This window comes from Odoribacter sp. Z80, assembly GCF_009935865.1.
Taxonomy (GTDB): Bacteria; Bacteroidota; Bacteroidia; order Bacteroidales; family Marinifilaceae; genus Odoribacter.
This window is the reverse complement of record NZ_QWEL01000007.1, coordinates 69,668-83,081: the sequence shown is the minus strand read 5'-3', so window position 1 is coordinate 83,081 and position 13,414 is coordinate 69,668. Positions and strand designations below refer to the sequence as shown.

Annotated in this window: 13 protein-coding genes; 5 read left to right on the top strand and 8 right to left on the bottom strand. The window is 44.9% G+C overall.

Translation table 11 applies throughout. The annotated features are described in order from the left end of the window. Nucleotides 1-61 precede the first annotated feature (61 nt). The gene (locus D1136_RS07730) at nt 62-1,225 is read left to right on the top strand and encodes a MalY/PatB family protein (protein ID WP_161877062.1); all 1,164 of its coding nucleotides are present in this window, start codon (nt 62-64) and stop codon (nt 1,223-1,225) included. A gap of 5 nt (nt 1,226-1,230) precedes the next feature. Here the strand turns inward: D1136_RS07730 and D1136_RS07725 are convergent, their stop codons facing one another. Beyond that, on the bottom strand, nt 1,231-2,571 hold the full coding sequence (locus D1136_RS07725; RefSeq protein ID WP_161877061.1) for an MATE family efflux transporter: 1,341 nt from the start codon (nt 2,569-2,571) through the stop codon (nt 1,231-1,233). A 2-nt stretch (nt 2,572-2,573) separates the two neighbouring features. Further along, entirely contained in the window at nt 2,574-3,806 is a 1,233-nt protein-coding gene (locus D1136_RS07720; protein WP_161877060.1) for a BamA/TamA family outer membrane protein, read from the bottom strand. 175 nt (nt 3,807-3,981) lie between these two features. Between D1136_RS07720 and D1136_RS07715 the strand changes: the two genes are divergently transcribed. Beyond that, entirely contained in the window at nt 3,982-4,431 is a 450-nt protein-coding gene (locus D1136_RS07715; RefSeq protein WP_161877059.1) for a GatB/YqeY domain-containing protein, read from the top strand. 71 nt (nt 4,432-4,502) lie between these two features. On the opposite strand, the gene D1136_RS11030 is transcribed toward D1136_RS07715, so the two are convergent. Next, nucleotides 4,503-5,039: an NUDIX domain-containing protein gene (locus D1136_RS11030; protein ID WP_370461324.1), complete on the bottom strand. Its 537-nt coding sequence runs from the start codon at nt 5,037-5,039 to the stop codon at nt 4,503-4,505. Nucleotides 5,040-5,706: 667 nt separating this feature from the next. Between D1136_RS11030 and D1136_RS07705 the strand changes: the two genes are divergently transcribed. Continuing rightward, nucleotides 5,707-5,979, top strand: a complete 273-nt coding sequence (locus D1136_RS07705; RefSeq protein ID WP_161877057.1) for a LysO family transporter — start codon at nt 5,707-5,709, stop codon at nt 5,977-5,979. A gap of 13 nt (nt 5,980-5,992) precedes the next feature. Next, nucleotides 5,993-6,595, top strand: coding sequence for a lysine exporter LysO family protein (locus tag D1136_RS07700; protein WP_161877056.1), 603 nt, complete (start codon nt 5,993-5,995; stop codon nt 6,593-6,595). A 13-nt stretch (nt 6,596-6,608) separates the two neighbouring features. Here the strand turns inward: D1136_RS07700 and D1136_RS07695 are convergent, their stop codons facing one another. Further along, nucleotides 6,609-8,252 (bottom strand): ABC-F family ATP-binding cassette domain-containing protein, encoded by a 1,644-nt coding sequence (locus D1136_RS07695; RefSeq protein ID WP_161877055.1) that lies wholly within the window; start codon nt 8,250-8,252, stop codon nt 6,609-6,611. 166 nt (nt 8,253-8,418) lie between these two features. Here D1136_RS07695 and D1136_RS07690 point away from each other — a divergent pair, with 166 nt between their 5' ends. Continuing rightward, on the top strand, nt 8,419-8,571 hold the full coding sequence (locus tag D1136_RS07690; protein WP_161877054.1) for a hypothetical protein: 153 nt from the start codon (nt 8,419-8,421) through the stop codon (nt 8,569-8,571). Between the two features lie 55 nt (nt 8,572-8,626). Here D1136_RS07690 and gap read toward each other — a convergent pair whose 3' ends face one another. The 4 genes from gap to D1136_RS07675 all read right to left on the bottom strand — a co-directional run bounded on the left by gap (nt 8,627) and on the right by D1136_RS07675 (nt 13,410). Beyond that, a complete protein-coding gene (gap, locus tag D1136_RS07685) occupies nt 8,627-9,631 on the bottom strand; it encodes a type I glyceraldehyde-3-phosphate dehydrogenase (protein WP_161877053.1) in 1,005 nt (334 codons plus the stop codon). Between the two features lie 116 nt (nt 9,632-9,747). Then, nucleotides 9,748-9,879 carry a hypothetical protein gene (locus D1136_RS10955; protein WP_255491938.1) on the bottom strand — a complete coding sequence of 44 codons (132 nt, stop codon included), beginning with the start codon at nt 9,877-9,879 and terminating at the stop codon, nt 9,748-9,750. A gap of 288 nt (nt 9,880-10,167) precedes the next feature. Then, nucleotides 10,168-11,508 carry a tRNA lysidine(34) synthetase TilS gene (gene tilS, locus D1136_RS07680; RefSeq protein ID WP_161877052.1) on the bottom strand — a complete coding sequence of 447 codons (1,341 nt, stop codon included), beginning with the start codon at nt 11,506-11,508 and terminating at the stop codon, nt 10,168-10,170. Nucleotides 11,509-11,523: 15 nt separating this feature from the next. Beyond that, nucleotides 11,524-13,410, bottom strand: coding sequence for an ABC-F family ATP-binding cassette domain-containing protein (locus D1136_RS07675; RefSeq protein WP_161877051.1), 1,887 nt, complete (start codon nt 13,408-13,410; stop codon nt 11,524-11,526). Nucleotides 13,411-13,414: the final 4 nt, after the last annotated feature.

Sequence of the window (13,414 nt, the reverse complement as noted above, 5' to 3'; positions counted from 1 at the left end):
ATATTTGTACCTTACAAAGATACATGAAAAAAATGATTTTTAAATTCTTTATTTGGCAGGTATGTTTGATTTTGACCTTATGATTGACCGTCGGAGGACGGATTGTGTGAAATATGATAATTTGCAGGAGGCCTTCGGATGTGTGGATTTGCTGCCTATGTGGGTAGCGGACATGGATTTCCAGGCTCCTCCGGCAGTGGTGGAAGCAGCCCGAAAATGTTGCGAACATGGTGTATTCGGTTATACTTTTCGTACCGGTGAGAGTAAACAGGTTTTCCGGGAATGGGTAAAACGGCGCTATCGGTGGGAGGTCCGGGAGGAGTGGCTGTCTTCCAGTCCGGGGATTGTGACGGCTTTGTCGCTTTCAGTGAGGATTTTTACGGCTCCGGGTGATAAGGTTCTGATTCTTACTCCAGTGTATCCTCCTTTTCATTCTGTGGTGACTGATAACGGCCGCCGGCTGGTTTGCAGTTCTTTGCAACTGAAGGAAGGAAAATATGAAGTGGATTGGAAAAATTTTGAACAGGCATTGAAGGGGGGGGTGAAGTTATTTATTCTCTGTAATCCCCATAATCCGCTTGGGCGGGTGTGGAGCCGGGAAGAATTGCGACGGATGGGAGAGTTGTGTTGCCGTTATGGGGTGATGATTCTTTCCGATGAAATCCATGCTGACCTGACGTTGTCCGGAAATCGTCATACAATGATGGCTTCGGTTTCTGAAGAGATTGCCGGTATGACCTTGACGGCGATGGCTCCCAGTAAAACGTTCAATATTGCGGGGATGATGAACTCTGTCATTCTGGCTCCCAATCCGGAAATATTGCAGAGATATAACCGGGAATTGCTGGCTTTGCATCTGGAATTAGGCAATATTTTCGGTCATGTGACTTTAAAAGCGGCCTACCGGTATGGTGAGGAGTGGCTCAATGAGTTACTTTGTTATCTGGAAGGAAATGTAGAAATGGCCCAGGACTACTTCCGGCAGGAGTTGCCCGAAGTGAGTTTTGTAAAACCGGGGGCTTCGTTTTTGTTGTGGCTGGATTTCAGGAATACGGGTTTTAGCCATGAAGAGATGGGTGAACGTTTGCTCCGTCGGGGGAAAATCGGATTGAATGACGGTTTGGATTTCGGACCGGAAGGACGGGGGTTCCGCCGGATGAATATCGGATGTCCCCGAAGCATTTTGGAGGACGGGTTAGACCGGATTCGCCGGGCTGTCCGCTGAACCGGTCAGATTCTCTTTTTTTGCCAGTTGGCTATTTTCAGATAGGCTAAAGAGATTAGTCCGATGAGGGCGCCGTAAGTAAATTCGCTGGTCCATACCCATTCAACCTGTGAACCCAGGAAGGAAGCAAAGAACCAGACGGAGAAAGTATAGGCAACCAGAACGATGGATTCAAGAATCAGAGCGTAACTGGTGTTACCTGTCCCGGAAACGGCTTCAAACAGAGGAATGCCGAAACTCATGGCGAGTGAAGCACAGCAAATTACAAGCAGGGAAGGGATCGACGCTGTTGCCAGTGGGAGGTCCGGAGTGTAGATGGAGAGTACAGTGTGAGGCATCAACAGACAGCATAGCAGTACCGGAAGTATGGCAATGAGGCCTTGCCGGATGGTTTTGAATACGGTGGGAAGTACTTCTTTTTGCTTGCCTTCCCCGATGAGCCGGCTGGTGAGGGTATTGGCTGTGGCTCCGAAAGCGAAAACGGGAATCATCACGAGCATGTATACACTTCTGATAATTCCGGAGACTGCGATGGGAGTTTCTCCCATATGTTCTACAAGGGCAAAAAATATAAACCAGGTTCCGAAAGAAAGCAGTTTTTGAAACATGGTGGGAAGGGCCAGCCGGAGAAGGGATTTCATCAGCCAGCCTTCTAATTTGTGGAAATAGAACAGGGTGTAGCTTTTTAGGGGCAATACGCACAGGGTATAAATGATAAAGAAGAGAAAGGCTGATACTTCTGCACATACGGAAGCAAAGGCTGCACCTCCTACTCCCATTTGTGGAAATCCGAAGTGACCGAAGATCAAAGCGTAGTCCAGAAAGATATTTACGACAGCCATAATGAGGGTGGAGTAGCTGATGACCTTGGTATGGCCCAGGCCGATGTAGAGTGCCCGGAACAGGAAATTAAAGCAAACGAAAATGATGCCGTAGTGTCTGTAGTCCATGTATTCCAGGGCTGAGCGATAGATATTTCCGGATCGGATGACGTTTGCCAGGATTTGCTGGTTGAAAAAATGTTGTATCAGGAAGAGGGCGGAAGACAGGATGGTCACGAAAACCAACCCGTGTTCAAAGATGACGCCGATACGTTCCAGCCGGTTTTCTCCCAGTCTTCTGGCTACGATAATTTGAATACCCATTGAAAAGCCCCAGGCTAAGGTGGAATAGACATAGTAGTAGATTCCAGCCATCATGGAAGCTGCCAGGGCAATGCCGCTGACTCTTCCCAGAAAGGCAGTGTCTGTCAGGGTAATCAGGGTTTGTGCCAGATTACCGAATATGATAGGATAGGCGATTAACCAGATGGTTTTCTTGCTGATGGAACTTTTTCCTACTTTCATATTTAGAAGGCTTCGGTCATGTTCATATATATTCCCCATTTTTGTCCCGGTTCTTTACCGATGTCGAGGCGAAAGTTTTTACGGGGTTGCAGTTGAATGCGGAGGCCTACGCCATAGTTTAGCTTCCATTGATTCCAGTCGGCTGGCGTTTTGCCCAGTGTGCCTGTTCCGACCCAGGCTACGGCTCCGAATTTCGACCAGAAGGCCCCTCGTTCATAGGCTTCCTGTGACATGAACATGTGGCGGTATTCCACGATTCCGTAAGCCATGGATTTGTCCCGGTATTTGCCCCAGGGATAGCCACGCAGGTCAAAGGGATTTCCAAAATTGGGCAATTCGGTGTAAGGGACATGGTCCAGGCCTATTTGGGTTTTAGCGGTCCAGGCCAATACGCTTCTCCGGTGAAAAACCGGTTTGAAATGGCGGTATTCGAGTTCAACCATTTCGTAGTTGAAATTTCCGCCAAGGTATTTCCCGTAAAGGGTTCCCATGGCACTCAGGAAGATTCCCTGAAAAGGGGTGGCGACGTCATCCCGGGTATCATATTGGAAAAGACCTCCAATGCCTATGTTGTGGTATCTTTTGCCGTATGCAAGGATTTCCGGGCTGTGTTCCATCCAGGACGGCATGTCTTTGGAATAGGAATAATTGATGTCGAGCAGGGCCCCGGCATAGAGATGGGGGCGGATTTCCCACACGAAGCGGGGAAAAAATTGCAGGTTGGTTTTGTGAAAAGTAATCGAATCCTTGCCGAAAAGTTCTTTCAGCTTCTCGGCTTGTTTGATTTGGTCGTAACCTATTCCGTAGTAGTTGGCTGGTTCGGTTCTGTAACCGTATTTGATGTAAATACGGAATTTGTTTTCATTGAAAAATAGGGTACCGGCTCCGGCGGCTATAAAAGTTCCATTGATGGAGATGTTGAATCCTACCGGAATGAAAGAGCGTTGGCTGAGGGTGTCGTGTTGGTTCATCCGGAAGGTCATCAGCATGGCTCCTCCCACTCCTAAAGAGGCTTCCGGATTGTAGGAGGGGCCTCCTAATATGGATATCCAGACTTTTTTATGAGCCCGGATGGAATCTCTCTTCCTTTGGCGTTGGAATTGTTTTAGCTGTCTGTCGCTCAGATGTTCGTTCAGGCTGAGGGTGTCTCCGGAAATGTTGGCGGGGACCGAATCTTGCTCTGAAAAAACCGGTGAGGTCAGGAAAAAAAGAAAGAAAAGTAATAGTATTTTCATGATTGTTTTAAAAGTGTGTCAAATTTACTTCAAAAATTGTACTAAAAGATAAAACGGGTGTTAATTTATATTATTTGTTAAATAACGTCTTTGAGATAAGCGGTGTTCGGTATTTTAATATTAATTTTGTGAAGGTATAGTAAAAATATTTCTCTGATTTATAATTATTACAATTATGACTATTGAAGAACAAGTGAATGAGGGCATTAAAAATGCCATGAAGGCCCAAGATAAAATACGGCTGGAAACGATGCGTAATATCAAAAAAGTCATTCTGGAAGCGAAAACGCGTCCGGGTGCCGGCGATCACATTGAAGATAGCGAGTGTATCAAGTTGATTCAAAAACTCGCAAAACAGGGACGTGAATCTGCCGGTATTTATCAAGGACAGGGGCGCGAGGATCTTTATGCTCAGGAAATGGGACAAGTGGCCGTTTTGGAAGAATTTTTACCCAAGCAATTGAGCGAGGCGGAATTGACAACCGCTTTAAAGGAAATCATTGCTTCAGTAGGTGCTTCTTCTCCTCAGGAAATGGGAAAGGTGATGGGAGTGGCTACGAAAAAATTGGCAGGGCTTGCTGACGGTAAGGCTATTTCTGCCAAGGTAAAAGAGTTACTTGCCTGATCTTTTCCTGTCGTTCAATTGTTTAGTGCCTGAGGCCGAAACGGTTGGACGATTTTTGTTTGTCTTTTCAATTATGGGAAGGGGAGAGATGATTCTTTTGACGGATGCAGGACGGGTTTAATCAGCGATTGGTATTCGTGAATCAGGTTGGGTGTGAGTGTTTCTTCACGGATGCCTTGTTCCAGTGCGGATTCGGTCCAGAACCGGCCTTCGTCTACTTCGTCGTTGGCAATGCGGATCTGGTTGTAGCGGGTGCAGAGAAAAGAAAATACAAGTTCACGTTCCCGCGGACTTTCCCAGATGTAATGTCCCAGGAACCGGGCTTCGAAGTCTGTAATCCCCAGTTCCTCGCAGGTTTCCCGTTTCAGGGCGTCTTCCACCTTTTCGTTCCATCCGATGTGTCCGCCTACGGCGGTGTCCCACATGCCGGGAAGGAGGTCTTTTTTCATGCTTCTTTTTTGTAAAAAGAGCCGGTGTTGTTTGTCAATGATGTGCAGATGGACCACCGGATGAAGTAATTTACGGCCGGAATGGCATATACTCCGGGGAGCTTTACCAATGACTTCTCCTTTTTCATTAACTAAGGGAAGCCATTCTTCTTTTTTCATCCTGGAGGATAGGATATGGTTGCGGATGTAGAGTGCGGCAAAAAAGAAGCCCAATAAAAGGTAGAGCAATGTACTGGTGATGAACTTGGTTGTTGGCTGAGGGAAAAACAGGATAGCCGAATAGACTAAAAGGGTGTGTGAAGACAACAGGAAAAACAAGTAGCGGAGCAATCTGCGCATTTCTTTTACCTGTTGGGGGAAAGGGTGTAGTTCTTTCCGGCAGGAGGCAGGCAGGGTGGCTGTCAAATCGGCTTTTGAAAAAGCGAATATGCCCGTCAGCAGACACAAGCCGGTTTCTATAACGGCGGGTTGTAGCCTGGCAAAAAGGCTGTTTTCCGGTAGGAGTATAAGCAATCCGGGCAAACAAAAGAATAGAGTGGTCCACCCAATCATTGGGTCGTACCTTTTTTCCCGGATACGGGTGTGGAGGAGTTCTATGGTGCCTAATCCCAGTGCAACATAGATTCCGTTTTCCGGACCTAAAAATTCATCTGCAATGAAATAGGCTGCAATGAGTAACAGTGAGGGAAACAGACTTTTTAATAAATGAGGCATGGTATAGATTGTAAATGACGGGCAAATTTAATGATTTTCCGATTCAGGTTAAAATAACTAATTTTGTTTTCGCGGACAGGAAGTTTGCCGTGTTGTTCATAAAAATTGAGATATGCTTACAGTTGTCGGAATTTTGTTGGGGGGTGTGCTCTGCGGTTTCTTGTTGAGGAAACGGAAATTAAAATGGTTGCCGGGTTTTATTACGGTGGCAATCTGGACTTTATTGTTCGCATTGGGAATGGCTGTCGGAAGTCATGAAGAGCTTTTGAATCATTTGGATATCATTGGTTGGCAGGCTCTGCTACTTAGTGCGGGGGCAGTTTTGGGGAGTGTGGTGTTGTCGGGTGTGGTTTATTATTTTTTCTATAAGAATAGGGGTAAATGACAAATAACTTGCGATGAAAAGCAGTCTGATAATCATGTGTTTTTTTCTCATGGGCTTGTTATTGGCTTATGGGCATATCTTACTTGGCACAGTGACAAGATATGATTTCAGTATGTATGTACTTTATGTGTTGATGTTTTTGGTGGGTATGAGCATTGGCAATGATTTTAAGGTTTTGCAGGCATTGAAAGAACAGAACTGGAGAATTTTTTTTGTGCCTCTGGCTACTATTCTGGGAACCTTGGCCGGAAGTGCTTTGGTGAGTGTGGTGTTGTCCGGACGTAGTTTAACAGATTGTTTGGCCGTGGGAGCCGGTTTCGGGTATTATTCCCTGGCTTCTGTATTTATTACGGAGTACAAAGGAGCGGAATTGGGGACTGTGGCTTTAGCTGCCAATATCATCCGTGAGATGATAACTTTATTGGGAGCTCCTCTGTTGGTTTGCTGGTTTGGCAAACTGGCTCCGATTAGTGCTGGCGGTGCGACGACAATGGATACCACTCTTCCGGTGATTACCCGTTATGCCGGAAAAGAATTTGTTATCGTTTCGGTATTCCACGGATTTGTCGTAGATTTTTCCGTTCCTTTCCTGGTTACGTTTTTCTGCAAGATATAGGGAGGTTTTCTTTTTATCGTTTGTTGCGTTCTATTTCCCGTAGATTCTCCAATTTCTTCTTGCGTAAAAATCCGTTGATGTCTTCCAGATGTTCGGTTACTTTCTGGTTACCGAATTCATATACTTTGCTTACCAGTCCATTCAGGAAGTCGCGGTCGTGGGAGACGAGAATCACCGTACCGTCGAAATCGGCCAGCGCATTTTTCAGGATGTCTTTTGTTTTCAGATCCAAATGGTTGGTCGGTTCGTCGAGAATCAGCAGATTAACAGGTTGCAACAAAAGTTTTATCATGGATAGGCGGGTCCTTTCGCCTCCTGAGAGTACTTTTACTTTCTTGTCAATATCGTCGCCACTGAACATGAACGCCCCCAGCAGGTTTTTGGTGTTGCTTTTCAATTCCAGCGGAGTCACTTCGTCAATGGTCTGAAACACGGTTAAATCTTCGTCCATCAAGGAGGCTGCATTTTGGGCGAAATAACCGATTTGAACATTATGGCCTAAAGTCAGGTGGCCGGTATAATCTGTGATTTCTCCCATCAGACACCTGACCAGTGTGGATTTTCCTTCGCCGTTTCTGCCGACGAAGGCCACTTTTTCTCCGCGCTGAATGGTGAAATTGGCATGATTGAACACTTCATGGTGGCCATAATGTTTGGAAAGGTCATCGACAATCACCGGGTAATTGCCGGAACGGGGAGAAGGCGGGAATTTCAGCCGGAGTGCAGAGGTGTCTTCCTCGTCGACTTCCAGTAATTCCAGTTTCTCCAGCATCTTCACACGGGATTGCACTTGCAGGGTTTTGGAATAAGTACCTTTGAAGCGTTCAATGAATTCTTTGGTTTCGGCAATCATTTTCTGTTGTTCGTCAAAGGCTTTTTGTTGTTGTATGCGTCTTTCTTGCCGGAGTTCCAGGTATTTGGAGTAATTGACCTTGTAATCATAAATCCGTCCCATGGTGACCTCAATGGTCCGGGTGGTGATGTTGTCGATGAATGTTTTGTCGTGCGAGATGACGACAACGGCTTTACCGTTGTTGATTAAAAAATCTTCCAGCCATTGGATGGAATCAATGTCGAGGTGGTTGGTCGGTTCATCCAGCAACAGGACATCCGGATTTTTAAGCAGCATTTTAGCCAATTCGATCCGCATTCGCCATCCGCCGCTGAAATCGCTGGTCGGACGGTGTAAATCTTCCCGTTTAAATCCCAGTCCGAGCAAGGTTTTCTCTACGTCGGCTTCGAAATGGGTGAGGTCGATGCTATAGAATTTCTCGCTTAAAGCGGATACTTCTTCAATCAACTTGTAGTATTCCGGAGATTCGTAGTCTGTACGCTCTGTGAGTTGCTGGTTCAAGGATTCAATCTTTTTCTCCATCTCAAAAAGATGGGCGAATGCCTGGGCGGCTTCTTCGTATACCGTTCGTCCGTCTGCTGTCATCAAATGCTGGGGCAAATAGGCAATGACGGTATCTTTGGGGGCGGATACATTCCCCCGGGTGGGTTTTCGTTCTCCGGCCAGAATCTTCAGCAAAGTGGATTTGCCTGCTCCGTTTTTACCCATCAGGGCAATCCGGTCTTTCTCATTGATTTGGAAGGAGATATCCTTAAATAGAGCTCGGTCACCAAATTCTACGGTAAGTCCGTCAACTGAAATCATAAATAGAATGTGCTAAATTTAGATTGCGGTTAATACGACGGCAAAGGTATATGAAATGAATTAATCTGCCATAATAATCCTTGTTTTAAATAAACGGTAGTGAGTTTGTGATGGAAAATATGTGATTTCAAAGAGAGAAGTTAAGCGAGACTCTAAGCGAGTGGTAATGATTCGTGTATTTGAGATTTTGAAATTAACGGAGACCGATTTGGTGTTGAAGGCGGTAGAACAGTTAGATTTGACGAAGAAGGGAGAAGAATTGTTGCGGTCAAAAGAGGATTATGTAATGTCTTATAAAAGGAAGACGGAAGAGGAGTGAAAAATAAAACAGGGCCACCAGATTGGTGGCCCTGAGTATTTAGAGAATCTGGCGATTATTTTACCGTGTTCATGTGAACGATTAATTCCAGAACTTTATTTGAATAACCCCATTCATTGTCATACCAGGAAACAAGTTTCACAAAGTTTTTATTCAATGCGATACCGGCTTTTGCGTCGAATATGGAAGTGCGGGCATCTCCTAAGAAATCGGAAGAAACCACATCTTCTTCGGTATATCCCAGTATACCTTTCATATCCCCTTCTGAAGCTTCTTTGATTGCAGCTTTGATTTCGTCGTAAGATGCTTCCTTAGCCAAACGGAAGGTAACATCTACTACAGATACATCTAATGTCGGAACGCGGAAAGACATACCGGTCAGTTTGCCGTTCAGTTCGGGAATAACTTTACCTACAGCTTTAGCGGCACCTGTTGATGAAGGGATAATGTTACCGGCAGCAGCACGTCCGCCTCTCCAGTCTTTCATGGAAGGACCATCTACGGTTTTCTGGGTGGCTGTGGTGGCGTGAACCGTCGTCATCAAACCTTCGATAACCCCGAATTTGTCGTTGATAACTTTGGTCAGCGGAGCCAGACAGTTTGTGGTGCAAGATGCGTTGGAAACAATGGTTTGACCTTTGTATTCTTTGTTGTTTACACCCATTACGAACATCGGAGTGTCATCTTTGGAAGGTGCAGACATTACCACCCGTTTTGCTCCGGCTTTGATGTGGGCTTCTGCTTTTTCTTTTGTCAGGAAAAGACCTGTTGATTCAACAACATATTCAGCTCCTACTTCATTCCATTTCAGGTTTGCAGGATCTTTTTCGGCAGTTACGCGGATAGCCTGGCCGTTAACGACCAATTTACCATCTTTTGCTTCTGCGGTTCCGTTAAAACGACCGTGCATGGTGTCGTATTTCAGCATGTATACCATATAGTCTACATCGATCAGGTCATTGATTCCTACGATTTCAATATCGTTGCGAGTCATTGCTGCCCGGAATACCAGCCGGCCGATGCGACCGAATCCGTTGATACCAACTTTAATCTTTGCCATTTTTTTATTTTTAAGGTTATAAATCTGTTTATTTCACTTCAAAATTACAATAAAGTCATTACTTTAACGTAAATTGAAAGCAAAAGTCGTTAAAAAAAACACTCAAACGATTTCATTTAAACACGATGGGAGACAGTGGTGATTTCTGTATAAGCCGGGCATTTGCGGTCTATAGCGCAAGAAGATAAAAGCCCCAGCAAAAACAAACTGAGAGCGAGGCCGATAATTACTTTTTTCATTTTCATCATGAATCATCTTAATTTAAAAATCCCCTAACCAGTCTTTTTAGTGGGTGACCGGTTACGGATTTAGGTTTTCGTAAAACGTGGGACGTTTGTATAAAACGTACTTTAATTAAAGTTAATTACAAATGTACGGAAAAATATTAGAATAGCCAAACGGAAGAAAATAGAGGAATTTTTTACAGGAAAAAGTTTGTGCAAACGTTTTAAATGATTATATTTGTCTCCGAAATACAGACTATATTGCTTTTGTAAGTGTAGTAAATTTATTGTTAGTGTGTTGGGAAGAGGCCGTCAGGCCTCTTCTTTATTTTGCAGGGCTACCATTAAAATGTTTTGGGTGAACGGGGTGATTTTAAAACGTTCATCGGGCCGATGGCCAACAACCCAGGCAATTTCTCCTTCGGAAACGAGCAGGAGGCAATCCTGTTTTTGTTTGGTGCCGAACTTTTGGTCCGTAAAATAATCGCTTAGTTTCTTTTTGTTTCTTTTCATTCCCAACGGGTAAAAATAATCGCCGGTCTGCCAGTTCCGAAGGGTCAGGGGAAAAATGATTTTATCCGCATCGAGGCAGGCAATCCGGGAATCTGCAGGAATCTTAAACTTCGGATGTACAGGGAAAAGAGTGAGGGAAAGAGTTTGGTGGCCGATGGTATATTTTCCCGGTGCATCTATACGCATATCGACAGTGGAAAGACTTGCTTTAGGATAAAGCTGCCACGCAGAACGTCCTTTCACCAGTATATGTTGTCCGGATTCAAATTGTTTGCCGGAAACGGAAGAATGGGTATTCAGTATGTTTCGGATTTGGCTTTTGTTGAAGCCGAAAGGTTTTAAGGTTTCATACAGGAAAGTAAAGGGAGCCGGACCGGCTAAGGTTTTCCGGATGTCGACAGACAGTTCGTCTCCTTCGGAACTCAGAATTTGGTTCTGCAACTGACGAATACCGTATTGAAAAATTTGTTCTGTTTCTTTCAGGTTGTTGCAGTTCTCAGTGAGGGTGTTCAGGAAAGAGGGATTGATTTCCTTGAATACCGGAATCACGGTATGTCTGATTTTGTTGCGGACATAATCGAGGGTGTTATTGCTGGAATCGGTGCGGTACTCCAGGTGATGGTGGCGGGTGTAAGCCAGGATATCCGTGCGGGAGCAGCGGAGCAGCGGACGAATAATATCTCCCTGAATGGGTTGGATTCCGGTTAGCCCTTTGATTCCGGTACCCCTGCACAGGTTGATGAGCACGGTTTCTGCAACATCGTCGGCGTGGTGGGCTACAGCAATATAGTCCATTTTTTTTATGGTTTTCATTTCCCGGAACCAACTGTAACGGAGTTCCCGTGCAGCCATTTCAATGCTTATGCCGTGTTCCTGCGCATAGGCGGTCGTATCGAATTTTTTTTCACTGTGGGGAATGGCGTGATGCTCACAGAATTGTTTGACAAACTGTTCGTCCTGGTTTGATTCTTTGCTGCGGAGGGAAAAATTGCAGTGTAGTGCCCATATTTTCAGGCCAAGATGTTTGAAAGCATGCAGGAGCGAGATGGAATCGGCTCCTCCGCTGACGGCCACCAAAAAGGATGACTCCCGGGAAATCCGGTAGTGTTCTAAAAAATCGTTTATCGTTTCCTGAATCATGTGTGATGCTAAAGATTAGGAGTCTATTTCGCTCAATTCCAGCCAACGCATTTCTTTTTCATCTAAAACGGTCAGGATTTCCCCAATTCGGTTTGATTTTGTCATTAGTTCTTCCGGCGAAAGGGTTCCGGAATTAAGGGCATTTTCAATTTGTGTTTTTTCCTGGTTCAAAGCATTCATGTCTTTTTCCAATTGCTCCATTTCCTGACGTTCTTTGAAGCTGAGTTTCTTTTTCTTTGCTGTCTTCCCTTCTGTTGGGGCAGCCGGGAAAGGAACCGTGTTCTTTTTGTTTTCTTTATCTGTTTTTTCCTTAGCTTCTTTCTCTTCTTCTTTTTTATTTTTGTAAATGGTGTAATTCCCCGGAAAATCCCGGACAATTCCTTCTCCTTCGAAAGCGAATATCCGGTCGACTACTTTATCCGTAAAAAAACGGTCGTGAGATACCACCAATAGACAGCCTTTAAAATTTTTCAGATAGTCTTCCAGTACGTTTAAGGTGATAATATCCAGATCGTTGGTGGGTTCATCCAATATGAGAAAATTGGGATTGCTCATCAGTACGGTCAGGAGGTAAAGGCGCCGCCGTTCTCCTCCGCTGAGTTTACTGACCAGGGAGTATTGCTGTTTGTCTGTAAACAGGAAATACTCCAGGAACTGGGAGGCTGACATCACTTTGCCGTTTCCAAGGTCAATGCGTTCTGAAATGTTTTTGACAATATCAATGACCCGTTCGTCTTCGCGGAAACTGATACCTGCTTGTTTGTAATATCCGTAAACTACGGTTTCACCGATAGAGATGGTTCCGGAGTCCGGTTCCAGGTTGCGGGTAATGATGTTGAGGAATGTGGATTTTCCTGCTCCGTTTTTGCCGACAATGCCGATTTTTTCTCCCCTGACAAATTTGTAAGAAAAATTTTTCAATACGTAGCGGCCGTCAAAGCTTTTGGAGACATTTTCCAGTTCGAGAATTTTTTTACCCAGTCTTTTGCCTTGTATATCCAGTTCCAGCTTTTTTTCTACCGTATTTTGCGCGGCGGCTTCTTTCAGTTTGTAAAAGTTGTCAATCCGGTATTGGGCTTTATGGCTGCGGGCTTGTGGCATCCGGCGCATCCATTCCTGTTCGGTCCGCAGCAGATTGCGGGCTTTATCTATGGCCAGATTCCGGTTTTCGATGCGTTCTGCTCTTTTTTCCAGATAATAAGCATAATTCCCTTCATAAGAGAAAAGTCCGTATTCGTCTATTTCGATAATTTGATTGCAAACCCGGTCCAGAAAATAGCGGTCGTGGGTGACCATCAATAGGGTGGAGTTGGATTTTCCTAAATATTCTTCCAGCCATTCCGTCATTTCAATGTCCAGGTGGTTGGTCGGTTCGTCCAGAATCAGAAAATCGGGATTGCCGATCAGGATTTTAGCTAATCCGACCCGTTTTTTCTGGCCTCCGGAGAGTGTCCGTATTTTTTTTTCATAGGTATCTATCTTGAGTTTTGATAGTATTTGCTTTATGACTGTTTCATAATCCCATGCAGAATGGAGGTCCATTTCCGGGATTAATTTTTCCAGTGTTACGGTATCGTTATGGGTTATTGCATTTTCATAGGCCTTGATGAGTTGCAGGACCGGTGTCTCTGTATGGAAAACTTCTTCAAAAATGGTGTTTTCCGCTTCGAGAAGAGGTTCTTGTTCCAAGATTCCGACAGTGATGTCATTGCGGAAAATGACCGTTCCGGTTTCGGGAGTGTCTTTTCCGGCAATGATGCGGAGGAGGGTGGATTTCCCCATACCGTTTTTGGCAATCAGGGCCACCTTTTGTCCTTTTCCGATACCGAATGAGATATTTTCAAAAAGGAGTTGTTCCCCGAAACGTTTGCTTAAATGGTCTACCTGTAAATAACTGAGCATATGA

Coding starts and splice junctions, on each gene's coding strand:
- D1136_RS07730 (WP_161877062.1), top strand. CDS start 62: ATGTTTGATTTTGACCTTATGATTGACCGTCGGAGGACGGATTGTGTG.
- D1136_RS07725 (WP_161877061.1), bottom strand. CDS start 2,571: ATGAAAGTAGGAAAAAGTTCCATCAGCAAGAAAACCATCTGGTTAATC.
- D1136_RS07720 (WP_161877060.1), bottom strand. CDS start 3,806: ATGAAAATACTATTACTTTTCTTTCTTTTTTTCCTGACCTCACCGGTT.
- D1136_RS07715 (WP_161877059.1), top strand. CDS start 3,982: ATGACTATTGAAGAACAAGTGAATGAGGGCATTAAAAATGCCATGAAG.
- D1136_RS11030 (WP_370461324.1), bottom strand. CDS start 5,039: ATGAAAAAAGAAGAATGGCTTCCCTTAGTTAATGAAAAAGGAGAAGTC.
- D1136_RS07705 (WP_161877057.1), top strand. CDS start 5,707: ATGCTTACAGTTGTCGGAATTTTGTTGGGGGGTGTGCTCTGCGGTTTC.
- D1136_RS07700 (WP_161877056.1), top strand. CDS start 5,993: ATGAAAAGCAGTCTGATAATCATGTGTTTTTTTCTCATGGGCTTGTTA.
- D1136_RS07695 (WP_161877055.1), bottom strand. CDS start 8,252: ATGATTTCAGTTGACGGACTTACCGTAGAATTTGGTGACCGAGCTCTA.
- D1136_RS07690 (WP_161877054.1), top strand. CDS start 8,419: ATGATTCGTGTATTTGAGATTTTGAAATTAACGGAGACCGATTTGGTG.
- gap (WP_161877053.1), bottom strand. CDS start 9,631: ATGGCAAAGATTAAAGTTGGTATCAACGGATTCGGTCGCATCGGCCGG.
- D1136_RS10955 (WP_255491938.1), bottom strand. CDS start 9,879: ATGATGAAAATGAAAAAAGTAATTATCGGCCTCGCTCTCAGTTTGTTT.
- tilS (WP_161877052.1), bottom strand. CDS start 11,508: ATGATTCAGGAAACGATAAACGATTTTTTAGAACACTACCGGATTTCC.
- D1136_RS07675 (WP_161877051.1), bottom strand. CDS start 13,410: ATGCTCAGTTATTTACAGGTAGACCATTTAAGCAAACGTTTCGGGGAA.